The 22,427-nt window shown below is 61.8% G+C and carries 25 protein-coding genes and 1 pseudogene; 15 read left to right on the top strand and 11 right to left on the bottom strand.

The features are described from left to right. Positions 1 to 130 precede the first annotated feature (130 nt). Entirely contained in the window at positions 131 to 331 is a 201-nt protein-coding gene (locus BPHY_RS24015; protein WP_041764640.1) for a hypothetical protein, read from the top strand. A gap of 98 nt (positions 332 to 429) precedes the next feature. On the opposite strand, the gene BPHY_RS24010 is transcribed toward BPHY_RS24015, so the two are convergent. Both BPHY_RS24010 and BPHY_RS24005 read right to left on the bottom strand, forming a co-directional pair. Further along, entirely contained in the window at positions 430 to 885 is a 456-nt protein-coding gene (locus BPHY_RS24010; RefSeq protein WP_012404059.1) for a response regulator, read from the bottom strand. 82 nt (positions 886 to 967) lie between these two features. Then, positions 968 to 1,462, bottom strand: a complete 495-nt coding sequence (locus tag BPHY_RS24005) for a YciE/YciF ferroxidase family protein (protein ID WP_041765317.1) — start codon at positions 1,460 to 1,462, stop codon at positions 968 to 970. Positions 1,463 to 1,650: 188 nt separating this feature from the next. On the opposite strand from BPHY_RS24005, the gene BPHY_RS24000 reads away from it, so the two are divergent. Further along, positions 1,651 to 1,998 carry a DUF883 family protein gene (locus BPHY_RS24000; protein WP_012404057.1) on the top strand — a complete coding sequence of 116 codons (348 nt, stop codon included), beginning with the start codon at positions 1,651 to 1,653 and terminating at the stop codon, positions 1,996 to 1,998. Between the two features lie 64 nt (positions 1,999 to 2,062). On the opposite strand, the gene nadE is transcribed toward BPHY_RS24000, so the two are convergent. From nadE to BPHY_RS23980, 4 genes and pseudogenes are all read right to left on the bottom strand, one after another. Beyond that, positions 2,063 to 2,929 (bottom strand): ammonia-dependent NAD(+) synthetase, encoded by an 867-nt coding sequence (nadE, locus tag BPHY_RS23995; protein ID WP_012404056.1) that lies wholly within the window; start codon positions 2,927 to 2,929, stop codon positions 2,063 to 2,065. A gap of 106 nt (positions 2,930 to 3,035) precedes the next feature. Beyond that, on the bottom strand, positions 3,036 to 3,539 hold the full coding sequence (locus BPHY_RS23990) for a CinA family protein (protein WP_012404055.1): 504 nt from the start codon (positions 3,537 to 3,539) through the stop codon (positions 3,036 to 3,038). Positions 3,540 to 3,648: 109 nt separating this feature from the next. Next, a complete protein-coding gene (locus tag BPHY_RS23985) occupies positions 3,649 to 4,131 on the bottom strand; it encodes a DUF3597 domain-containing protein (RefSeq protein ID WP_041764639.1) in 483 nt (160 codons plus the stop codon). 176 nt (positions 4,132 to 4,307) lie between these two features. Further along, positions 4,308 to 5,021, bottom strand: a pseudogene (locus BPHY_RS23980) (cytochrome ubiquinol oxidase subunit I); the annotation flags it as partial. A gap of 66 nt (positions 5,022 to 5,087) precedes the next feature. Between BPHY_RS23980 and BPHY_RS23975 the strand changes: the two are divergent. Beyond that, complete coding sequence (locus BPHY_RS23975; RefSeq protein ID WP_012404052.1) at positions 5,088 to 7,370, top strand: FdhF/YdeP family oxidoreductase; 2,283 nt, start codon at positions 5,088 to 5,090, stop codon at positions 7,368 to 7,370. 110 nt (positions 7,371 to 7,480) lie between these two features. Beyond that, positions 7,481 to 8,053 (top strand): hemerythrin domain-containing protein, encoded by a 573-nt coding sequence (locus tag BPHY_RS23970; RefSeq protein ID WP_012404051.1) that lies wholly within the window; start codon positions 7,481 to 7,483, stop codon positions 8,051 to 8,053. 138 nt (positions 8,054 to 8,191) lie between these two features. On the opposite strand, the gene ligD is transcribed toward BPHY_RS23970, so the two are convergent. After that, complete coding sequence (ligD, locus tag BPHY_RS23965; protein WP_012404050.1) at positions 8,192 to 10,147, bottom strand: DNA ligase D; 1,956 nt, start codon at positions 10,145 to 10,147, stop codon at positions 8,192 to 8,194. Positions 10,148 to 10,154: 7 nt separating this feature from the next. Next, positions 10,155 to 10,286: a hypothetical protein gene (locus BPHY_RS43880; protein ID WP_279612543.1), complete on the bottom strand. Its 132-nt coding sequence runs from the start codon at positions 10,284 to 10,286 to the stop codon at positions 10,155 to 10,157. Positions 10,287 to 10,810: 524 nt separating this feature from the next. Here BPHY_RS43880 and BPHY_RS23960 point away from each other — a divergent pair. From BPHY_RS23960 to BPHY_RS23920, 8 genes are all read left to right on the top strand, one after another. Next, complete coding sequence (locus BPHY_RS23960; protein ID WP_012404048.1) at positions 10,811 to 11,677, top strand: formate/nitrite transporter family protein; 867 nt, start codon at positions 10,811 to 10,813, stop codon at positions 11,675 to 11,677. A gap of 113 nt (positions 11,678 to 11,790) precedes the next feature. Further along, entirely contained in the window at positions 11,791 to 12,315 is a 525-nt protein-coding gene (locus BPHY_RS23955; RefSeq protein WP_012404047.1) for a hypothetical protein, read from the top strand. Continuing rightward, entirely contained in the window at positions 12,312 to 12,527 is a 216-nt protein-coding gene (locus BPHY_RS23950; RefSeq protein ID WP_012404046.1) for a DUF2795 domain-containing protein, read from the top strand. Before BPHY_RS23955 ends, BPHY_RS23950 begins: the two co-directional genes overlap by 4 nt. Positions 12,528 to 12,667: 140 nt before the next feature. Beyond that, on the top strand, positions 12,668 to 12,949 hold the full coding sequence (locus BPHY_RS23945) for a DUF6566 family protein (RefSeq protein WP_012404045.1): 282 nt from the start codon (positions 12,668 to 12,670) through the stop codon (positions 12,947 to 12,949). Between the two features lie 76 nt (positions 12,950 to 13,025). After that, a complete protein-coding gene (locus BPHY_RS23940; RefSeq protein ID WP_012404044.1) occupies positions 13,026 to 14,150 on the top strand; it encodes a glycosyltransferase family 4 protein in 1,125 nt (374 codons plus the stop codon). A gap of 54 nt (positions 14,151 to 14,204) precedes the next feature. Continuing rightward, positions 14,205 to 14,465, top strand: coding sequence for a hypothetical protein (locus BPHY_RS23935; protein WP_041765307.1), 261 nt, complete (start codon positions 14,205 to 14,207; stop codon positions 14,463 to 14,465). Between the two features lie 243 nt (positions 14,466 to 14,708). Further along, the gene (locus tag BPHY_RS23930; protein WP_012404042.1) at positions 14,709 to 15,752 is read left to right on the top strand and encodes a hypothetical protein; all 1,044 of its coding nucleotides are present in this window, start codon (positions 14,709 to 14,711) and stop codon (positions 15,750 to 15,752) included. A 541-nt stretch (positions 15,753 to 16,293) separates the two neighbouring features. Beyond that, positions 16,294 to 17,535, top strand: a complete 1,242-nt coding sequence (locus BPHY_RS23920) for a DUF2252 domain-containing protein (RefSeq protein WP_012404041.1) — start codon at positions 16,294 to 16,296, stop codon at positions 17,533 to 17,535. Positions 17,536 to 17,595: 60 nt separating this feature from the next. On the opposite strand, the gene phaP is transcribed toward BPHY_RS23920, so the two are convergent. Then, a complete protein-coding gene (gene phaP, locus BPHY_RS39750) occupies positions 17,596 to 18,099 on the bottom strand; it encodes a TIGR01841 family phasin (protein WP_157686687.1) in 504 nt (167 codons plus the stop codon). A 140-nt stretch (positions 18,100 to 18,239) separates the two neighbouring features. Continuing rightward, on the bottom strand, positions 18,240 to 19,010 hold the full coding sequence (locus tag BPHY_RS23910; protein ID WP_012404039.1) for an SDR family NAD(P)-dependent oxidoreductase: 771 nt from the start codon (positions 19,008 to 19,010) through the stop codon (positions 18,240 to 18,242). Between the two features lie 279 nt (positions 19,011 to 19,289). Here BPHY_RS23910 and BPHY_RS23905 point away from each other — a divergent pair, with 279 nt between their 5' ends. Further along, positions 19,290 to 19,715, top strand: a complete 426-nt coding sequence (locus BPHY_RS23905) for a CBS domain-containing protein (protein ID WP_012404038.1) — start codon at positions 19,290 to 19,292, stop codon at positions 19,713 to 19,715. Positions 19,716 to 19,922: 207 nt separating this feature from the next. Then, positions 19,923 to 20,408: an NUDIX hydrolase gene (locus tag BPHY_RS23900; protein ID WP_083775911.1), complete on the top strand. Its 486-nt coding sequence runs from the start codon at positions 19,923 to 19,925 to the stop codon at positions 20,406 to 20,408. A 121-nt stretch (positions 20,409 to 20,529) separates the two neighbouring features. Here BPHY_RS23900 and BPHY_RS41880 read toward each other — a convergent pair whose 3' ends face one another. Then, positions 20,530 to 20,691, bottom strand: a complete 162-nt coding sequence (locus BPHY_RS41880; protein ID WP_157686685.1) for a hypothetical protein — start codon at positions 20,689 to 20,691, stop codon at positions 20,530 to 20,532. Positions 20,692 to 20,698: 7 nt separating this feature from the next. On the opposite strand from BPHY_RS41880, the gene BPHY_RS23895 reads away from it, so the two are divergent. Continuing rightward, positions 20,699 to 22,426, top strand: a complete 1,728-nt coding sequence (locus BPHY_RS23895; protein WP_157686792.1) for a Na/Pi cotransporter family protein — start codon at positions 20,699 to 20,701, stop codon at positions 22,424 to 22,426. Position 22,427 lies beyond the last annotated feature (1 nt).

Genomic DNA, 22,427 nt, shown 5'->3' with positions numbered 1-22,427 from the left:
CGCCGACTGAAAACCGCAGTCTAACCGAATACCGTGGGCTTTCCATCGAACTCGCCCGCGCGACTCGCGCGCTGGCACGCGGGATGCCATCCGATGCGGCACGCGCTGATATCACGAAGGAGGCATCCAGATGGAAACGGGACACACTTCTCAGGCCACGGCGACGGAACAGGCCGTGATCAATGTCGTCTTGCACGACGTCGGTCAGGCGATCGAACGGGCACGAGCGACCTTGTCCGACCTGCAGCCGTCCGCTGCGCATGACGTGGCCCTTTGGCGGCTCGAAGCCGCGAGAGATATCCTGCTGTCGAGGAAAGAAGCGAACGTGTGATCGGCTTGCGCTCGCCTATTGCCTTTCGCAACGCGCAACAGATGCCGGGCATCTGTCCGCTCAGTGCGTTCGTATGCGACTCGTGCTGACGTGGCCCGTCATGCGCCTCGCGCGGGCGACTGCCTTCGTGCCGTCGTAGCGAGCAGGCTTTCCAGTACTCGGATGAGGTGCAGCGGGGACGTGCCTTTCTGGCAATAGCCATCGAACAACCGGAAACTGTCAGGATGCGCCTTCACGAATGCGCTATCCGTCGCCGTGAAAGCAACGATCAGAAGCCCTGCGTCGAATCTGGCGCGCAGTGCCTGCGCCGTCTCGAATCCGTCTTGAACGGGCATCATGATGTCCAGCACCGCAATATCCGGCTTCCACCCCGCGGAAACTGTCAGCGCCTCGGCGCAACTCGCGACGGCGCGGGCGTTCATTCCTTCGAGCGTCAGATAAGCTGCGATGGCGCCGCGGCCGCTTGCATTGTCGTCGACCACCAGCACGCGAACTTCTTCATTCTCTTTGGCGAGGCGCGTAGCGCCCCACACCTCATGCTTCACAGTATTCATAGTTGTTCATGCATGCCATTGGGCGGCGCCCGTTCGACATGCGCCCGCCAGCATGGTCTCGCAGCGGACGCAGCGTTTCAGGCTACTTGCCGAGCGCCTCTGCCGCCACTTTTTCTTCTGCCAGTAGCGACAGCTTTTCGTCGGTGCTCTTTTCTTCCTGTAACGTCTCGCCAAGCAGTTTGACAGCCGACGTCTCGCCCAATTGATTTGCAAGGGCGATCAGCGACCCGTAGGAAGCGATTTCATAGTGCTCCACTTTTTGCGCGGCCGCGATCAGTGCCGTGTCGAGCACCGGGCCCTTCTCGATCTCGTCGATCTGCTCCTGTCCTTCTTCGACGAGCCCTTCCATCGCCACGCATTTGATGCGCTTGAGCTTCACACCCGTTGCTTCCACAACCTGATCGATCCGCTGAATCTGCCCGTGCGTTTCTTCCAGGTGCGTCTCGAATGCCGCCTTCAGGTCGGGGTTCGTCGATGCACGCGCCATCTTCGGCAGCGACTTCGTCATTTGCTTTTCGGCACTATAAATGTCGGACAGCGAATGGATAAAAAGATCTCTTAGGGTTTTCGTCGTCATGGCTTTCTCCTTTGCGCAGCACAGAGTCGCAATCACCGCGACTGCGACGGACGACATATTGCATCCCGCATGCCCGTGCATGCCTTCCTCGGCCGTCCCCTGCCGCACGCAAGACCACTCGCGCGGTACAAGCCTTGCTCGTGTTCGTGTGTCAATGCCAGATCCCGCAACCGATCAGGAGAACAGCGATGAATACCGACGTTAAATCGAACGGCGTGTTGGGTGCCTCACAGCCAGGAGACAGCGTGAGCGACGCGACGGTCCAGGCGGCCGCGCCTGCCGTGCTCGCAAAGCCTACAGCCGACACCTTCTCGTTTCCGACAAGCGCACCGGCAGGCACACGGGACAAGGAACCCGTGAAGGCGCCGCGCCTGCGTTTGATCAAAGGCCGACTTGCGGACGCGCGCGAGGCGGTTGCGCACAGCTATCACGAAGCCTCCGCATCGACTGATGCGTTCGTTCACGACAGTCCATGGAAGTCGATCGCGTACGCGATGCTCGGCGGGGTCATCATCGGCATGATCGCTGCGCGTTAGCACGCGGCGGTGCAGACCCCGCGTTCCGTTCTGCTCGACGCGGGCTGCCCTCCGGGGCGGCCTCTCAGGGGGAGGGACGCTGGCCTGCCTGGTCCGGCGTCACGGGCAATGCGCGCTTGTGGCGCGTCGCCATGTAGAAGCGCCGGATCGTGGTCAGGACTTCGTCGCTGACGGATTGGCCCTCGAGGAAATTGTCGATGTCGTCGTAGGCAATCCCATAGCTGTCTTCGTCGGGTCGTTGCGGCGTCAGCGTTTCGAGGTCGGCAGTCGGTACTTTCATCACCAGATGGTCGGGCGCGCCTAGCGCTCGCGCCAATTCCCGCACGCGTCGTTTCGTCAAGCCGGCAAGCGGGAGAATATCCGCGCCACCGTCCCCGAACTTGGTGAAAAACCCCATCAGCGATTCTGCCGCGTGGTCGGTGCCGACTACGACGCCTGCTCTCGCACCCGCGATCGCATATTGGGCAATCATCCTCTGCCGCGCCTTGATGTTGCCGAGCACGAAGTCTTCCTGGAAGTCGTCGGCGTACTGCGCCCCCGCGCGCTTGAGCGCGGACAGCATCGCATCGGACGGTTCTTTCACATTGACTGTCAGCGCCTCATCCGGGCGGATGAACTGCATTGCGTGTTGCGCATCCGCTTCGTCGCGCTGCTCGCCGTACGGCAATCGCACGGCGAGAAAATGCGCTTCATAGCCTTTCGCCCGCAACCGCTCCACACTGAGTTGTGCCAGCCGCCCCGCAGTCGACGAATCGACGCCTCCGCTGATGCCGAGGACGTATGTGCGCAGCCCGTTCGAATACAGGTAATCGCTGAGGAACTCGACGCGCCGCTCACGTTCGGCGTTCGCGTCGAAATGCGCAGCGACGCATAGCTCGCGGATTACCTGCTGCTGCCAGTCGCGCTGGAATGCTGACACATCGACAGTCATGTTCGATCTCCGTATCGGTGATGGGCGCTGCGCCGGCGCGTTACCGCGGCGAGAGCACGCTGCTGCCCGAAACGCCGGGCGGGCCGCCCGACATCGCGCGGCAGGATCATCGGCGGGCGCCGAGCGCATTGAAATAATGCTCGACGCGAGACAATGCGTAGCGCGCGGCTTGACGCCTGATCTCGTTACGGCTGCCCGAAAACTGGCGCGTCTCCGTAAAAGCAGCGATGCTGCCATCGCGAAGCCGGTAAGCCCACGCGAAGCATTGCGTACCGGGAGGCGGTCCGCTCGAAGGCACGGCATCGGCAACGCCCGTGTTGGCCACCGCAACGTCCGCGCAAACGGCGTTCTGCTGCAACGCCCCCGCCGCCATCTCACGTGCGACGGGCTCGCTCGTCAGGCCATGAGCCTGCATCGTCGCATGCTGCACACCGAGAAAGCCCGCTTTGCCCGACGGCGAGTACGTGACGAATCCCACGTCGAGACACGCTCCGCTGCCCGGCACCTCGGCCAGACACGATGCGATCAGCCCGGCCGTACATGATTCTGCCGTGACCAGTTTCAGGCCGCGCGAGCCGAGAAATGACACGACCTGCCTCGCTACATTCATCGCCGCCTCCTTTGGACTCTACGCTGCACGGGTCGCGCTTCGATGCGACGGATCCTCGCCGTCGGCTTCGGGCGATACCCGCGCGAGCGCGTATGGGCCCTGACGAGGTTCAGTTCTTGAGATCGTCGGGTACCTTGCCGCCATTCTCGGCGAGCTTCTGCATGACCTGCTTGTGCAGCCAGATGTTCATCGCCGCTGAATCGTCCGTGCTGCCGCTATAGTGAAGCTCCGCCGCGAGTTCCTTTCGCGCAGCCAGGCTGCTGTCCAGGCCGAGCAACTTCAGCAGATCGACGATGGACGTGCGCCAGTTGAGCTGCTCGCCGTAGTTGGCCTGCATCTGCGTAAGCACAGCCTCGACGTCGACTTCCTGCCGGGGCGCGGCGGGTTGTGCCGCAGGTTGTGCGGGTATCGAAGCGGCTGTGGAAGTGGTCGCGCCCGCGCCGCCGCTCCCGGTTGCAGGCGGCGTGCTGGCAGGCGATGCCGGTTGTCCGGCAGGCGCGCTGGACGTGGCCCCGGGCGCCTGCGACGGCGCCGCTCCGCCACTCGCGTGGTGGCCAAATATCGTGTTCATGATGTTGCCGAAGATGCTCATGGCGCCCTCCTGTTTGCGAGAGCAACACGTTCCGCAAGCGCTGTGCCGCAGGTGGCCGGCGCGCGGTGCGAGACGGCCAGCAGGACAGTCTCGCTCGAGGCGGCGCGACAGCAGCCAGCACACGTCCGCGCCAACGGGGAACGTAGCGAGGACCTCGGGACCCGCCCTACGCATGTCTACTCGTCTCTTCGGCGGGCGGAGGTCACCTTCCCTCGAAAGACCCAGAAAGCGAACGTACTGTAAACAAGCACGGCGGGTACGAGCACCGACGATCCCCCGAGCACGAACGCCTGGGTACGCGGTGGGGAACTGCCTTGCGCGATGGTGATCGACGGCGGCAACCCAAAAGGGAATATCGTGTACAGCACGCAAAACAGTGCGAACACGAACCAGACCAGCGCGAACACGAGCGGTGCGAACGCGCGCCGTCTGACAATCGCGTAGACGAAGCCCGCGGCCAATAACGCAAATACGCCTGACAGATTGTGGCGCAGGTAGAGCGACGCGACGCGCGGAATCGACACTTCGTAGTGGTTGCGCCGCTCGCGCATGTCCGGAATGGCGAAGAGCACCATCGGTTCCCCGCTTCCCGGCGCGCGCGCGTCCCAATCGCCTTCCATCGCGGCGACTCTCTGCGGCTGGTGCTCGAGCGTGTTCTCGCCCTGTCTGTCCCCGGCCAACAACTGCAGCGGTGCAGCGAGCAATGCCATCCATAGCGACATCGACAGCATGGTGCGCGCGCCATGTGCATTGCGGTCTCGCAGCAGATGCCATGCGGCGACTCCGCCGACGAAGAACGCCGTGGCGAGAAACGCGGCCAGCGTCATATGCACGAGGCGATAGGGGAATGAGGGGTTGAATACGATCGCCCACCAGTTCACCGGAAGAAAGCGTCCATCTGGGAATGAAGCTTGCTGGTTATGTCACGCCGTGCTATTTCCTTGGAGCAACTCGCCATGAGCAAAGTCAACAAGAGCCCGTCCTATCCGTTCGCGTCCGGTGGGTGGGGATCGTTGAAGTCCGTCACGACGATCCTGGCGCAGGAAAAGGTCGCGTTGAAAGACAGCACGATTCTGCTCAAGCAGAACAAGCCGGACGGCTTCATGTGCGTGAGCTGTTCGTGGGCCAAGCCGGCTGATCCTCATACATTCGAGTTCTGCGAAAGCGGCGCCAAAGCGACTGCATGGGACACGACTGCCAAGCGAATGACGCCTGAGTTCTTCGAACTCAACACCGTGACGTCACTCCTGAACTGGCACGATCATGATCTGGAGGAAGCGGGCAGGCTCACCGCGCCGATGAAATACGACGCCGCTACCGACAGATACACCGAAGTGAGCTGGGAGGAAGCGTTTCGTGAGATAGGCCGGGAACTGGGCGCGCTCGATCCCGAAAGTGTCGTCTTTTATGCGTCAGGGCGGGCGTCGCTGGAAACGTCGTACATGTACCAGCTTTTCGCGCGGATGTACGGCTGCAACAACCTGCCCGATAGCTCCAACATGTGCCATGAAAGCACCAGCGTCGGACTGAAGGAAGCCATCGGCGTAGGAGTCGGAACGATCACACTCGAAGATTTCGAGAAGACCGACCTGATGTTTTTCTTCGGACAGAACGTCGGCACCAATAGTCCCCGGATGCTCCATCAGTTGCAGGACGCACGCAAGCGCGGCGTGCCCATCATCACCTTCAATCCGCTGCGCGAGCCCGGTCTCGTTTCTTTCGCGAACCCGCAATCACCCGTGCAGATGTTGACGCCCGCCGAGACGCAGATCAGCACGCAATATCATCAGGTCAAGACGGGCGGCGACACGGCCGCGATCCTCGGCATGTGCAAGGCGGTCATCGAAGCCGACGATCGCGCAAAAGCCCAAGGCTTGCCTCGTGTAATCGATGTGGCGTTCGTCGACGAACACACGACCGGCTTCGATGAATTCGCCGCCTGCGCGCGAGCAACGGACTGGAGCGAGATCGAGCGTGTCAGCGGACTGACGCGCGCTGCGCTGCTTGATGCAGCGGGCGAATATATGCGGGCCAACGCGGTGATGGCGCACTATGGAATGGGTCTGACACAGCATCGGCTGGGCGTGCAGAACGTGCGCATGCTCACCAACCTGCTGCTGTTGCGCGGGAACATCGGCAAGCCAGGTGCCGGTCCATCGCCCGTGCGCGGACATTCCAACGTCCAGGGCCAGCGCACGGTGGGCATCACCGAGAAGCCGGAACTCGCCCCGCTCGATCAGCTTGCGAAGCAGTTCTCGTTCGAGCCTCCGAGAAAGAAAGGCCTGAACACCGTCGAAGCATTCGAAGCCATGGTGAAAGGCAACGTAAAAGCCGTCGTCAATCTGGGCGGCAATCTCGTACGGTCCGTGCCCGACCGGCTGCAAACGGAGCCTGCATGGGCGCGCCTGCGACTCACCGTCAACGTGGCGACCAAACTGAACCGCAGCCACCTTGTTCACGGCGAAGTGTCGTATGTCCTACCGTGCCTGAGCCGGATCGAAATTCACCGTACGCCACTCGGCGACCAGGCCGTTTCGATGGAAGACAGCACGGGCTGCATGCATGGATCGAGAGGCGCCGCCGAACCCGCCAGCGAGAAGGCCCGTCCGGAGCCGTTCATTGTGGCTGGCATCGCGAAAGCGACGCTGGGCGAGCGCTCCTCCGTCGACTGGGATGCGTGGCGCGACGACTATTCGCTGGTGCGCGGCGAGATCGCGACGACGTATCCGGACATCTTCCACGACTTCAATGAACGCATGTGGCAGCCGGGCGGCTTCCACCGGCCGCTTCCTGCGCGACATCGCGAGTGGAAAACGAAATCCGGCAAGGCGGAATTCCTCACGCCGCATTCGTTGGGCGAAGATCCCGACATGCCGGAGAAGGTGCCCGAAGCGCTGCGTCTGATGACGTTGCGCAGCGATAGCCAGTTCAATACCACGATCTACAAAATCGAAGATCGTTTCCGGGGCGTGAAAGATACGCGCATGGTCATCCTGATGAATAAAGCGGACATCGAAAAACGCCGTCTGCACGAAGGGCAGAAGGTGACGCTGCAAACGATCGCCGACGACGGAATCGATCGGCGCCTCGAAGGACTCAAAATCAAGGCGTATGAAATACCGGAAGGTTGTATCGGCGGCTACTATCCGGAATGCAATGTACTGCTGCCGCTTTGGCACTACGCAAAGGAAAGCAAGGTGCCGGGTGCGAAGTCGATCCCCGTGAGGATCGTGCAGTGAGTGGCCGCCAGCCGGCATAAGTGCTATTCAAAATGCACGCGGGAACGGGACATGCTGCCGGAATCGCGGACGGTCCATTGCCCGCGTCCGCATCATGAGAGGTCCATACCATGCCTTACGTACCCACCATCACGACGATGATCCGTCTGGATCACACCCACGTCGTTGCAGCATTTCATCGTTACGGCAGCGAGACCGCGTGGTGGCGCAAACGTGCGATCGTCAACTCTGTTTGCAGAGCGCTTGAAATTCATGCACAGCTGGAAGAAGAGATTTTCTACCCTGCCCTCGCGCGCATCGCACCGACTGACGAAACCCTGAAGAAGAGTCGGCCCGAGCATGACGAACTGCGTGAAGTGATCGCGAAGCTGCGCGGCATGGGCCCGGAGAATGCGGCATATGACTCGCTGTTCATGGAGTTGATGCGCGACACCCTGCACCATGTCGCCGATGAAGAGACCAGGCTCCTGCCCCTCGCGGAACGCGCACTCGGACCCGAGTTGCGCACGTTGGGCGCAGACATGACGCGCCGGCGCATGCAACTGCTTGGCGAACATCCCGTCGAAGTCGCGGTGAACACAGCCGGTACGTTCCCCGTCGCGACTGCCGTGCTCGTGGGTCTGCTCGCATGCGGCGTGGCGCGGCTCGTCGGCGGCAACCGGCGGCCGGCACGGATGGCATGATAGGCGGCACCGCGGTTTATCGCATGACGAACACCGAGGCTAAGCCGGACAAGACCAAACGGAAACGTATGCATGTGCGCGGCGATAACCGTTGATCCAGCCCGAGCCGCAGGGCGGCCCGGCATGTCGGCACGGCGGCTAACGCTTGATGCCCACGGCGCGCCGCATGGCGGCCGTAATGCCCTGACGTGTGCGCCAGTAGCCTTCCCACGGGTCGGCCCGCAACGAGCGTTGCCGTTTGACGGCTTGCGACATCGTCCACTCGTCGCCGCGCCGCACGTCGGCGAGTTCATCCCACGCAACAGGCATCGACACTGCCATGCCCGAGCGTGCGCGGATGGAGAACGGCGCGACTGTGCTGGCGCCCTTGCCGTTGCGCAGATAGTCGATGAAGATCTTGCCAACCCGATTTCTCGGTCCGAGCACTGCCGAAAACTTTTGCGGCACAACGCGCGCCATGTGTTGCGCGACGGCCTGTGAAAACGCTTTGACTTCGGCCCAGCCCTGACGACGCGTCAGCGGCACGACAATGTGAAATCCTTTGCCGCCGCTGGTCTTCGCAAACGACCGGAGGCCGATTTCATCGAGCACGACTTTGACGAGGGCGGCCGCTTCGAGCATCGCGGTCCACGGCAGCGACGGGTCTGGATCGAGGTCGAAGATCACCCGGTCCGGATGATCGAGGTCGGGTGCCACGCCGTTCCATGAGTGCAGTTCAACGACGCTCATCTGCGCGAGTCCGACCAGCGCCTCGCGACTGTTCGCAACGAGCAGCGGAGGATGTCCGGGATGAAGTTCGCGCGGCAGCTCCTGAACGCCGGGAATGCGGGCCCGTTCGCTGTGCTTCTGGAAGAACAGTTCCTTCTGGATGCCGTCGGGCGCGCGCACTAGCGCGAGCGGCCTGCAATGCAGATGGGGCAACGCCCACTCGGCGATCTCGTCGTAGTACCGCACCATGTCGAGCTTGGTGTGGCCCGTCACTTCGTCCATCACGCGCTGCGGGTTGCTGATCCTCACGTCGCCGATGATGACCGTTCCTCGCGGACCTGGACGCTCACGGGTCGATCCCACGTGCTCGAGGTCGGGGTCGTCGACGATCTTCTCTTCGGTGACGGCGCTCGCGGGTTTGTCTTCGCGCAGCGCATGAAAAACAGGATGGCGCACTTCGCCCGCGGGCGTCCATTCGAGAAACGAGACTTCCGCGACCACCTCCGGTCTGAGCCAATGAAACTCGCGATCGCGCTCCCGTTCCGGTGCGTTGTAGAAAGACGGTTCTGACTGCGCCAGCGACGCGGCGCGCTTCGCGAACGCTGCTGCACGCGCGGGCTGCAGATGCGGCGCGACGTGGCCCGCGTAGCGCAAGGAGCCGTCATCTTCATGCACGCCGAGCAGCAACGAACGAACCCCCGACTTCGCGCCCTTCACGCGTGTGAATCCTCCCACCACGAACTCTTGTCGAAGGTTGCATTTGAGCTTGATCCAGTCGGTCGAGCGGCCCGACCGATACGGCGCATCCACGCGCTTGCCGATGATGCCTTCGAGCTTCATCTTGCACGCCGACGCCATGAGCGACGCGGGGTCTTGCGCGAAGTCGTCGGAAAACGGCAGCAGCGGGTTGCCGACTTCTTCCATCAGCCGCCGCAGCAATTCCCGGCGAGCCCGCAGCGGCTGTTCCCGAATGTCCGCGCCGTTGATCCACAGCAGGTCAAATACGAACAGAACGATATTCGCGGTGCTACGACGATCGAAAGCATTTTGCAACGCGTTGAAATCCGGTTTGCCCGATGAATCGAGCACGACGGCTTCCCCATCGATCCACGCGCTATCGGCAGGAATCGCCTGCAATGCTTCGGCAAGACGCGGCACGCGGGCTGTCCAGTCGTGTCCGTTGCGCGTCAACAGGTTGACTCGGCCTGCGTCGACACGCGCCAGCATCCGGTAGCCGTCGAACTTGATTTCATACGACCACTGGCCCGCCGCGGGATGACGCTCGACGAGTGTCGCGAGCTGGGGCTCGATGAGGACGGGCATTTCGCCGGCTGCCGGGGCCGGTGCACGAATTCGTGTCGCGCGGCTGGAATTCCAGCGTCCCATCGCTTCTCTACCTGTCGTTGCGTGCTCTGACGTGCAGCCGCGCGGCCATGTTCACATCGATGCCCGCCATTTCGAGCAATGCATCGAACCTGCACAGTTCCGGGCCGAAGGCCAGTCCGATGATGACGCTTGCGTTCATGTTGTCTCCTCTGACTTCGCTCCAGCATCCCGCAGTCCCGCTGCGCAGCCGTCATTCGTCTACATGGAAAACAGGTCCGCGGCACACGCGATGCTAAGCGAGATGTATGACCTTGCCGAAGTGAGGGACGACGATGTCAAGCCAGTACTACGCGCCCTATCGTGGGTGCAGCATCGAAGTTCACGTTACGTTGTCGAAGGCCCACGCGGTCGGGGGCATTTACCGCCGGTTCAAGGTGTCATGCACGATCGCTTTTCCGGACCATCCCGAGCGGAAAATGGTGACCTTCCCGGAACAATTCGATTTTTTGTCGGAGAAGGAAGCACTGCGATACGGCGAGAGCCGAGCGCGCACTTTCATCGACTCGGTCCTTTCCACACCATCGCACCGGTGGGATCGCCACAATTGCGCCGGAGGAGCAGATTGACCGACAACGCTCTGGGTGTCGAACGCCTGCCGCCACCGCTGCGCACCTTGAATCAGCCCTTTGCCGCGACTGCGCGGCAGCACAGTGAGAGCATCCGATGGCAAGCAAACCGGAAACGACCGACGACAATGCGGCTGGCCACGCATCGCCGCACCTCGATGAGAAGGAACGCGATCAGGCATCCGCTCATAGCTCGCCGCAAGCTCTCGTCATCCATGAAATCATCCGGGAGGAAGGAGAAACCGCGCTCCAACGCAAACCGCTTGCGCTACTGTGGTCCGCGCTGGCGGCCGGTTTGTCCATGGGGTTTTCGTTTCTGACGCAAGCAGTGTTGAAGAGCAAGGCGTCCGTCGGGGCTGAGGGCGCTTCGCTGATTGCGCCCGCCGGATATTGCGTCGGCTTCGTCATCGTCGTGCTGGGCAGGCAGCAACTGTTCACCGAAAGCACACTGACTGTCGTGCTTCCCGTGCTGACACGCAAGGACATACGCACGACTGCTGCCGCATTGCGGCTGTGGGTGATCGTCCTCACCGCCAACCTCGCAGGGACCTGGATATTCGCGGCGATCCTGGCATCTCCTTCATCGTTCACACACACCCTTGCCCCCGCGCTGGACGAACTCGCGCAGGCATCGCTCGGCTCGTCCCTGGTCAGCACAGCGCTCAAGGCTGTCCTCGCAGGATGGCTCATTGCGCTGATGGTCTGGCTGCTGCCGAGCGCACGATCCGCGGCGGTGCTGATCGTCGCCATGCTGACGTATGTCGTGGCGGTATGCGAGCTTTCGCACATCATTGCGGGCTCCGTGGAAGCTGCGTATGTCGTGCTTCGCGGCAACGCTGCCATCCAGGACTATCTGCTGCGATTTTTTGTACCGACGCTGCTTGGAAATGTGATCGGTGGGATTGCCCTCGTCGGCCTGCTAAACCACGCTTCAATCGCGCCCGAGATGACGGGAGGCCACTAGCGCAGCCAGATCGGAGTACGTCATATCGCCCATGCGGCACATCGCTTGCGGACTCGCAAGCGTCACAGACATTGCGCGTCGCAAATCGACTTCGCGGCGCATGGAGACCGTCGATGGGACCGATCACGCGCGCCCGCTGCAGCCCGCAGGCAGGAAACGAACCGGTATTGCGTCGAGCGCTGGAGTCGGGCCTTGCGGCAGGCACGCTGGCGGCCGTCTTCGCTGGCTGGCGCGCAACGTCCGAAGGCTCGGCGATGCTTGCGCCAATCAATGCCGTCACGCACTGCATCTGGCCACGCCGGGCGTTCCGCGAAACTGGCTTCAGTCCGCGCTTCACGCTGACCGGCCTCGCGATTCATCACGCGTCGGCCGTCTTCTGGGCGCTGCTGTTCGAGGCGGTCAATGCGCGGCTCGCTCGCGGCACGAGCCGCACGACCCCCCTGGCGACCGCCACGGCAGCCGCAGCGACGGCCGCGACCGCCTATATCGTCGATTACCACGTCGTGCCCGAGCGGCTCACACCGGGCTTCGACATACACCTTTCCAACCGCTCGCTGGCCGGCGTGTACGTGGCGCTGGCAGCGGGCTTCGCCGTGGCCGCGCTGCTGCGCAGTCCACTACAGGGAGATCGATCATGACTGCGTCCGCAAAAAATCCGCAAATCCGCAAATTCATCGACGTGCAGAAGTCATTGAAGGGTGCTTCTTATCCCGCCACGAAGGCAGAACTGCTGAAGACGGCGAAGGGAAACAATGCCGATGAGGAAGTGATGGAAGCGCTTGACGCGCTCTCCGACCAGGAGTTCGACAGCCCCGCTGCCGTCTCCAAAGCAGTCGGTAACGAGGAATAGGCCGCTACCTTAGATGGCGGGGAAATCGATCTCCTGTACCTGTATGGAACGGTTACCCGGCCGTCGCTTCCAACGCATTGCGTTTTCTGGCTCTTTGCCGAGTTCCTGTCACCGCAGCCATTCTCCGATGAGGCCCGTTTATGTGTTCCCTACCGCACGCCGACGAGTCGCCGCGAGAGCGCTTTGCGTATCGCGGCTACAACGTGACCGTCTACACATCACGCAACGACCGCGACAACTGGCGTCCCGTCATTGAAGTCGAGCGCGACGGACGACCCGTGCAACTCGACGAACCCGAGGACATCGGACCGTTCTGGGAGACGCGCGAGGAAGCACAACGGGCGGGCCTCGAACGCGCTCGCTACTTGCTGGATCGGCGCGACGGCGCGCTCGACCTGCGCAATCCGGCTCGGCCAACGTGACCGGCCAGCGCCGCGCGCACCACGCAACGGCACTACATAACGTTTCGGCGCGAACCGCGCTTCGGAGAATGCAGACATGCGTATCGCCCAGGTAGCGCCGCTATACGAATCTGTCCCGCCGCTCGCTTACGGCGCGACGGAACGCATCGTCCACTACCTGACGGAAGAACTGGTTCGGCGCGGGCACGACGTGACGCTGTTCGCGAGCGGCGATTCGCGCACGTCGGCAAGATTGATGGCAGGCTGCGAACGCGGACTCTGGCGAGACTCGGGCGTGTGGGACACATCGACTCACCACGTGCGCCAACTCGAACAGGTCGCGCGTCACGCGTGCGATTTCGACATCCTGCATTTTCACGGCGAGCCCCTTCACTTTCCGCTGATGCGACGCCTGCGTTGCACCTACGTGACGACGATGCACGGCTTGCTGCTTCCTTCCGACCACGGTCCGCTGCTGCACGAGTTCACTGACGCACCGTTGGTGTCGATTTCGCGCAGCCAACGCAAACCCGTGTCATGGGCAAACTGGGTTCGGACGATACATCATGGCATTCCGCCTGACATGTTCCCGTTCGAAGACGCACCCTGCGGCTATCTGCTCTTCCTCGGCCGGCTCATGCCAGGCAAGCGTCCTGACCTCGCCGTGGAAATTGCGCGACGGGCAGGCATGCCGCTCAAGATGGCAGGTGTCGTGCATCCCGGCGAGCGCGATTATTTTAAAAATGAGCTCAGGCCCGTGCTGCACGCGAACCCGCAACATGTCGAATACCTCGGTGAAACAGGAGGCGAAGCTCGCAATCGCCTGCTTTCACGCGCGGATGCGCTACTTCTTCCGCTCGAATGGGAAGAGCCATTTGGACTCGTCGCCATCGAAGCGATGGCGTGTGGCACGCCCGTGATCGCATTCCGTCGCGGCGCCATGCCCGAAGTGGTCGAAAACGGCGTGACGGGATGGCTCGTCGACGATGTCGATAGTGCCGTCGCCGCCGTGAAGCGCATCGGTGCAATCGACCGCTGGCGATGTCGCCGTGCATACGAGTCGCGTTTTACCGCAGCGCGGATGGCGGACGAATACGTCGATCTTTACGCGAGCCTATGCGGCCGCGTGAATGACAATCAGTGTTCCATCAGCGCAGCCTCCACAAGTGCGGCAACTGCGGACATGCGCATGCTGCAGGAACATCCCATGCGGTCCCTTTGAGCGTTAAACGCACCGATCGAGGAGCACGTGATGCCCGTCATACCCGACAACCCGGTGACCACAGCCGACGCCCCGTCGAACAACGCGAGCGGTTCCACAGAACCCGCCGACCCCGTTGAGCGCGCAGACCGCCGCAGAGAAAATCAAAAGGACGGCGACGTCAGCGTCGAACCCGACGGAACGGTCAAACAGAAGCCACACGGAAACATGGACGAAACACTGATACCAAAGGGAAAAGACCCTCTCGAACACGGTGCCTGTGCGCCCGAGCACGATCGGATCGATTCCGATCTCGCGCCTGACAAGAAGGCGTAGCAACGACAGTAAGGTCCACGGTCCAGCCGTGTACAACCCTCGATGGTTGGACGCGACCGTTCGGACGCAGCCGATTCCGTCGGCCGTTTGCTGTGAGCGCGCGCAGCCGTCTGGAAAAAGTGCGTTCGTTCACGACGACGATGGCCTCTCGCTCTCATGACGGAATGAGCAAGCATTTTGTCGGGCAGGCGTACGGGTGGGATTCCAGTATGAAGAACTGCACATTCGACCACCAGGGAGAACATGTACAACAGCCCGAAAGATTTTCCTCGCGGCAGGAACATGTCCTCACTCGCGCCTTCAGCGCGACGGGCGGGGAGCGCAGCCGATACCGACGTCATGCCCTGCGCACTGGTCTATATCGACGAGACCAGCGCGGGAAGCCCCAATAAACGCCGGCATGGCGCGCTTTCCTATGTGGAACAGGCTGTGACCCTCAACCGCAGTCTTCTCGCTTTAGGGCTGCCGCGCCTGACCGTTGTATCCAACGTCCCACGCTTCATCGAAAGCTATCTCGACGATCTTCCCGCCGATGTTCGTCCAACCGTGCAGGCACTGATACCGTCTCTGTCCCTCTCACGAAATACCCGCTTCTATAGCGCACATTTCAAGCTGGATCTGCTTGAACAGGTCGGCAGCCGTGTGCCCGAAGGTTCGCTCCTGATGCTGCTCGACACCGATATATTCGCTTTCCGGCCGCTGAGCGGTGACCTGTTGCGGCGGTGCGCCGGCACAGGCGTGGGCGCATTCGATATATCGGATCAGGAGTTTTCCGCATATGGAAGCGGGCGCGTCGTCGCGGATCTGGAGAGGGTGGCGGGACGACGACTACGGAATCCGCGCTGGTTCGGAGGCGAGTGTCTGCTCGTGACGTCGAGCTTCATCAAAGAGTTGATGCCGTTCGCGCGCGAGTGCTTCCTTCGGTATGTGGACGCGCTGCCCCAGCTGATTCATCAAGGCGACGAGATGTTCATGTCAGCGGCGCTTAATCTGCTTTCGGAAAATAATCGACCCATCATCGACGTCGGCACATATCGCCTCATCGGTCGACACTGGTCGGGCAACGGTCATCGCGATCTTCGATGGTTCAAGGGCTGTTCGCTGGTCCACCTGCCCGATTGCAAGGAGCTGCTGGAACGTCAGGCGCGCGCCCGCGTGCTGAACGCCGACCGTCTGTGGAGATCCATCGTGCTGAAGCACGCGCTCAACCGCCTTGTCTGGCCAATCAAACAGCGACGCCGTCAACATTATCTCGAGCGCCGCATGGCCGTTCAACCGTCGATCTGACCGATATCGACCCACGCCGCGTTATATCCGGCGGGGAAGGCGCACTGAGAAAATCGTCTCGGTCTGCGTCGATTGCACATCGACGCCTCCCATTGCACCAGGATCGACTCCATATCCTGAACGATAAACTCAGCCAGTCGCATATGGATTTTTCCGCACGAGCATGCTCGATGCAGCCTTTCACTCAGGAAGTGTATCCAGCCATTTTGCTGAAGTTTATCGGGGATGGGGGGTCCGTAACGACAGGTGGGCGGACATGTCAGTCAACGATGGAATAGATCCCGGACGGGACATTTTGACGATCTGGCCAGGCTTGAACGAATGTCGCCACATTTGCCTCCGCGCTTGGGTGCATGACCTCCAGCAGGCCGATGCCGGCGGCGCCCGTGACACGAATGGGGTCACGCGCCTACGAGGCATTGGTCTTGCTAGACGCTTCAACAGGAGCGGGCCTCGCGTCGATGCCGTCGCCGGGTGCGCGGCGCGCGACACCGTCTTTCGGAATTTGGTCGGGTAAAACGCAGGCGATCTGGGGAAGGGCGTGAACAGGAAATCGACGAAACGCAAAGCTTGTCCCCGGCCAGACGAAAGGCAGCCCCGCCTCGCCGCCCTGCGCAGACAGAAGATGGCGCGCTCGGCGCATGCATACGTTCGCGGTAGCGCTTCTCTTTTCTACCAATGGCTCGAAGCGCAAAAGCCAGGAGCATTGCCCGAAGGCCCGCCCGTATGGATTGGCGGCGACTGTCATCTCGGCAATCTGGGGCCCGTCTCGAGCGCCGCAGGGCACGTCGCCGTGCAGTTGCGAGATCTGGACAACAGCGTGGTCGGCAACCCGCTGCATGATCTTCTGCGCCTCGGACTGTCGCTGACCACGGCTGCGCGCAGCGCGGACCTGCCGGGAGTAATCAGCAGCAGCATGGTCGAAGCGCTTGCCGATGGTTATGAGCAGGCATTCGACGACACACGCAGTGACATCACATCGTCCACGAAACGATCTGCGGTGGTAAAAGTCGCCATGAAAGAGGCCGTCCACCGCTCGTCGCGCAAAATGGACCGGCAGACGATCGACAACACGGAAGCGGCATTACCGCATGGCAAGCGTTTCTGGCCACTATCCGAAGATGAGCGCACTGCTATTCACGCACTGTTCGAAACAGAACCCACCCGAAGTCTCATTCGTGCGGCGCTCACTCATGCGTCGGACGCGCGCACGAAAAAAGTCTCCGTGCTGGATGCAGCATTCTGGGTCAAAGGCTGCAGTTCTCTTGGCCGGCGCCGCTATGCCGTGCTGCTCGACATCGACGGTACATGTTCGAAGGGCGGACCGCCATGCCTTGTCGACATCAAGGAAGCGGTAAGCTCCGAGGCGCCCCGCGAGCATGACGCGAGCATGCCGAGAGACAACGCGAAGCGCGTTCTCGAAGGTGCGCGGCATCTGTCGCCCATGCTCGGCAACAGGATGGTTGCGGCGCGACTGGACGGCGCCGCTGTCGTGATCCGCGAGTTGATGCCCGAGGACCTGAAGCTGGATGCACAAAATCTCACAGAAGACAGTGCCGTCAAGGCTGCACATTTTCTTGCGCTGGTAATTGGACAGGCGCATGCGAGACAGATGGACGCCGCGACTCGACGTGCATGGCTCGGCGAACTGAAAAAGGGCCGGCCGAAATCGCTCAGGAGCCCGCCGTGGCTCTGGCGAAGTATCGTCGACCTCATGGTTGCGCATGAGCGCGCGTATCTCGAACATTGCAGGCGATACGCGTTCGACCGGCGAAGCGAATAGTTCGCCGGGCCGGGTAACGCGCGCCCGTGTGCCGAATAGCAGCGCAGCCCTACGCGCCATTTATCGCGAACGGGGCGGCGACACCACCTTGCCATCCGTGTCGACAATCTGCACTGCCTTCTTCACGCCGCTGACAGCGGGAGCCGGATCGCCCGTCAACACCGTCGAGCCGACACCAGACACCGTATCCTCCAGGGCGCTGCTCAAGGCCATGAAGTGGCTGTTGGCGCGGTTCTCCGCTGCGGCGACGGCTTCAGCTGCCGCACCCAGCACGATCTCACTCGCATGACGCCACCACGCAACGACCTTTGCAGTCCCCGCAAGCGCGTAGCCGGTCTGCAGGCGCCAGGCACCGAGTGGCGAGCGCTCGGAGGCAGCTTCGAGCGCGACTACGCGCTGCTCGTCGATCGCAGTCTGTATCGCGCGGCTGTTGAGTTCCGTGATGCGTTCGACCGTGCGGATGTAAAGCTCGGCAAGATCGTTCATTTCGGCAGCGACCCATGCGGCACGGTCGGATGCTCTATCGTGGTCAGCACCGGGCAACGCAATGACACTCTGAGACATGTTCGACTCCTCGACAGTTGGTGGACAACACTTCTTGCTGCGTTGCCGCAATCGCCATTCCCGTCGTGGCTCTCGACGCACCGCTGCCGGCGCTGCCGTGTTGCAGGGCGCGGCGTGCAACTGTACGTGATGCCACGACGTCATGCGCCGCCCCATTGCATCGACAGACCGCCGTCGATGGTCCATGTTTGTCCCGTCACATAGTCTCCGTCGTCGGATGCGAGAAACAGCGCGAGCCGTGCAATTTCTTCAGGCTGTCCCGCGCGATGCCAGGGTATGCGGGACATCGACTTCTCGCGACCTTCGGGATCGTCAAGCCGCTTTTGGGTCATCGGCGTTTGAATCAGGCCAGGCGCGATGTTATTGACGTTGATGCGATCTTCGGCGACCTCTCGCGAGAGGCTGCGCGTGAGCGAGCCAAGCCCGGCTTTTGCCATGCCATACGGCGCGCTGTCGGGGGTCGGCAAATGCTGGGCGACGGAAGAAATGGTGACGATTCTGCCTCCGCCGCCGCAGCTGCGGCGAAGCCTGACAAACTCCCGGCAGCAAAAGAGCGGTCCCAGCAAGTCGGTACGCAGCACCTGCTCTACCTGCGCGTCTTCGAGATCCGCGACGGCCGCTCCGCCCGCGCCAATGCCTGCACAATTCACGAGTATGTCCAGACCGCCGAGCTTCGTGACCGCGTCCCGGAAGCACGACGCGACGGACGCGGAATCGCCGACATCGCCCTGCAGCACGAGTGCGCGCCGGCCTGCCTGCTCCACCCTCGCACCCGTATCGTTCGCACCGTTCTCGTCGGTGTGGTAAATGACGACGACATCCGCGCCTTCTTGCGCAAACAGCGTCGCAATGGCTTTGCCTATGCCCGAATCGCTGCCCGTGACGAGCGCTATCTTGCCTTGCAGTTTCATGTCTTTGCTCCGATGGAAAAGCACTAGCCCCGTATCCACTGCCCCATATCGGCGCAACGCCTTTGATTGCGCCCACTTGGCCGGCATCGAGGCCGCTGCGACAGTGCGTGCATCCGTCATTCCCGGCGTAACGGAAACGGCGAGCCGCTGAAAGGACCGTGCATTCATCATTCATCCATGCTGCCCGGCGCGGCGCTGTTGAAGACGAGCACGGCGAACCCGGTGGAATGGGCCATGCTCGATTCACTACGCCACCTTGTCGAATACAGGACCCAAGCCATGACCACAGTTGCCGAAGTAATGACCCGAGACCTCGCTACCATCGGACCGTCCCAATCCCTGCGTGAAGCGGCCAAAATGATGGACGATCTGAATGTCGGCTCGCTGCCTGTCTGTGATGGAGTGAACCTGATCGGCATGCTGACGGACCGCGATATCGTCGTACGGGCAGTATCTGCCGGCGTCGCCCCGAACGAACGCATCGAGGGCGTCGTGAGCGGACCACCTGACTGGTGTTACGAAGACGACGACGTCGACACCGTGAGGAAGAAGATGGAAGAAGCTCAGATTCGCCGCGTTCCGGTAGTGGATCGCGAGAAGCGTCTGGTCGGCATTCTTTCTCTTGGCGATCTGGCCACGGCAGCGGACGGCGGCATGCCGTCGACGCTCGGCGCCGTCTCAGCCCCCTCTCGCCCCGATCGCTGATCCCAGCATGCCTCGCACTTGAATACCCCGAAGACGCCTGCGCCAGCACGCCGTCATTAGCGGCACGGTGAACTGCATCATGTGCTCAACACGATCGCCATCACGCTCATTCGCGCGGCCGCTTCAGCGCCGGGCGTTCAATGGCCGCCCTTGCAACGCTGGCGGCACGCGAACTGCTTTCACGTTTGGGGCATGGAGGACACTCAAATGAAGCACCGCGCGACCGTGATATGCATAAGAGACGACAAAGTATTGCTCGTCGCAAAGCGAAGAGGCCGATGGGCGTTGCCAGGCGGCAGTCGAAAATGCGGGGAATCGCTTTCAGCTGCAGCGATGCGGGAGTTGCAGGAAGAAACGCGCCTATGCGCACTGCGCATCGATTACCTCTTCCAGTTCTGGGGCGCACGTACCCGGCACTTCATTTTCGTCGCCCACGTCGCAGCCAATGAACACCCAAAGCCCGATAATGAAATCGCTCGATGCCAATGGGTCAGGCCTCAAGGAGTCCGGCGATTGCCGGCCAGCATTTCGACCAAAGGGATCGCGCTTTATATCGCTTGTGTGCCCTCCCTGCTGGGAAACACGCCCCTTCGCAGCAGAAACGGCGAGACGAGCGCCTTTCATTCGCCGTTGGAAGCACACGATGTCTCGCATGATGCCGATGAGTCGATAGAACAGGCTCTCGGACTGTGAACGCTGCGGCTTATGCGTGAGACGACGCAATTCGAATCGTGATCTTGCCAGCGAGATATCCGTCACACGCTTCGACGTTTATTCGCGCTTTCTGTCCGTAACGCGTGCGTTTTGGATGCTCTCATCGCATCGGATCAGCGCGCCAGCATTGCGTCAGCTCCCAGTCGTCGCGTTCTTGTTTTCTTTCATTCGGTTCGCCGCAGGCGCCCGGTATGCTCATCGAAATAAAAGGGAAGGCTGACAGCATAAAGAGATGCATGCGCCGGCCGCTCAGCTCTTGCATGAGGAGCATCACATTGTCACTTACGCTGCTGGACCTCGCTGGCTCTGTCGCGCTGCTGCTGTGGGGAACGCATATGGTTCAAAGCGGCATTCAGCGCGTATTCGGCGCCGGGCTACGGGCGCTTCTCGGGCGTGCGCTGCACGGGCGGTGGTCCGCTTTCCTCGCGGGATTGAGCATCACGGCGATCCTTCAAAGCAGTACGGCTACCGGTCTCATGGCTGCCGGCTTCGCAGCCGCCGGTCTCGTGGACCTTGTTCCTGCGCTCGCCGTGATGCTGGGCGCGAACGTCGGCACGACACTGATCGTGCAGGTATTGTCCTTCGATGTTTCCGCTGCGTCGCCTGCGCTGATCCTCGCCGGCGTCCTGATGTTCCGCAGGGCGGCGAACACACGCACGCATGATGTTGGCCGAACCTTGATAGGTCTGGGCCTGATGTTGCTGGCGCTGCACCAGTTGCTTCGTCTGATGACAGACCAGGAGGACGCGTCGGTTCTCAGCACGCTGGTGCACGCGGCGTCGAGCGTTCCGCTGCTGAATGTACTCGTCGCGGCGGGCCTGACATGGGCTACGCATTCGAGCGTCGCAGTTATTCTGTTCATCATGTCGCTGTGTGCACAAAACGTGGTCCCGCCTGATGCCGCTTTCGCGCTAGTGCTCGGAGCGAATCTCGGCACGGCGATCAACCCGGTACTGGAAGGAACGCTGTCGACCGACCCGGCTGCAAAGCGCGTGGCCATCGGCAATCTGCTTTCGAGAGCGACGGGCGTCGTCATCGCGATGGCAACGCTCGGCCCGATTGGCCGCATGATGGTTATCGTGGAGCCCGATTACGCGCGGGTCGTGGCCGATTTCCACACGCTCTTCAATCTGGTCCTTGCGGGCTTGTTCATGCCGTTCCTTTCGCCCTATGCGGCGCTGTTGGCGCGCTTGCTACCGCAACAGCAGAGCCATGCCGATCCGGGACGACCTCTATACCTGGACCCACTCGCGAGGCAGTTTCCAGTCGTGGCGCTCGGCAACGCGACGCGTGAAGCGCTTCGCCTGGCCGACGTATTGGGCGACATGCTGTCAGGTGCGCGTGCGGTTCTCGCGGATGGCGAGCGCAGGCTGATCGGCGAGACACGGCGACGCGACGACATACTGGACAGCCTCAATGCGGCAATCAAGACGTATCTGATGTCTCTCGATCCAGAACAACTGACCGGGCACGATCGACAGCGTCTGAACGAGATACTGACATTCGTCGTCAACATCGAGCAGGCAGGCGATGTCGTCGATCTCAATCTGCTTCCGCACGCAACCAAGCGGCTAAAACGCCGGCTCTGCTTCTCGAAGGAAGGGGAAGCCGAACTGCTCGAGATGTTGGACCACTTGACGGCGAACCTGCGTACCGCTGCGTCGCTGCTCATGACGCAGGACACGCGTATTGCACGAATACTTGCCGACGAAAAGGTCACATTCCGCACGGCAGAATCCGCAGCGAAGGCAGCACATTTCGACAGGCTGCGCTCTGGTCGACCTGACTCCGCTCAGACCAGCGCATTGCATCTCGACCTGCTCTGCGACATGAAGCTGATCAACTCGCACATCGTTGCAGCGGCTGCGTATCCTATCCTGGAGCGTGACGGGGCGCTGCTCGTAAGCCGGATTGCAGCGAACGACTCGCACCCGTCGCTGGACGAGAATTTATCTGCGAGCGGATTGCCTCCGCGCGGGTCATTCCCGTCCCGTTAGA

This window comes from Paraburkholderia phymatum STM815 (assembly GCF_000020045.1).
Taxonomy (GTDB): Bacteria; Pseudomonadota; Gammaproteobacteria; order Burkholderiales; family Burkholderiaceae; genus Paraburkholderia; species Paraburkholderia phymatum.
Note: the sequence above shows the minus strand (reverse complement) of the source record. Positions and strands in the feature narration are given on the sequence as shown.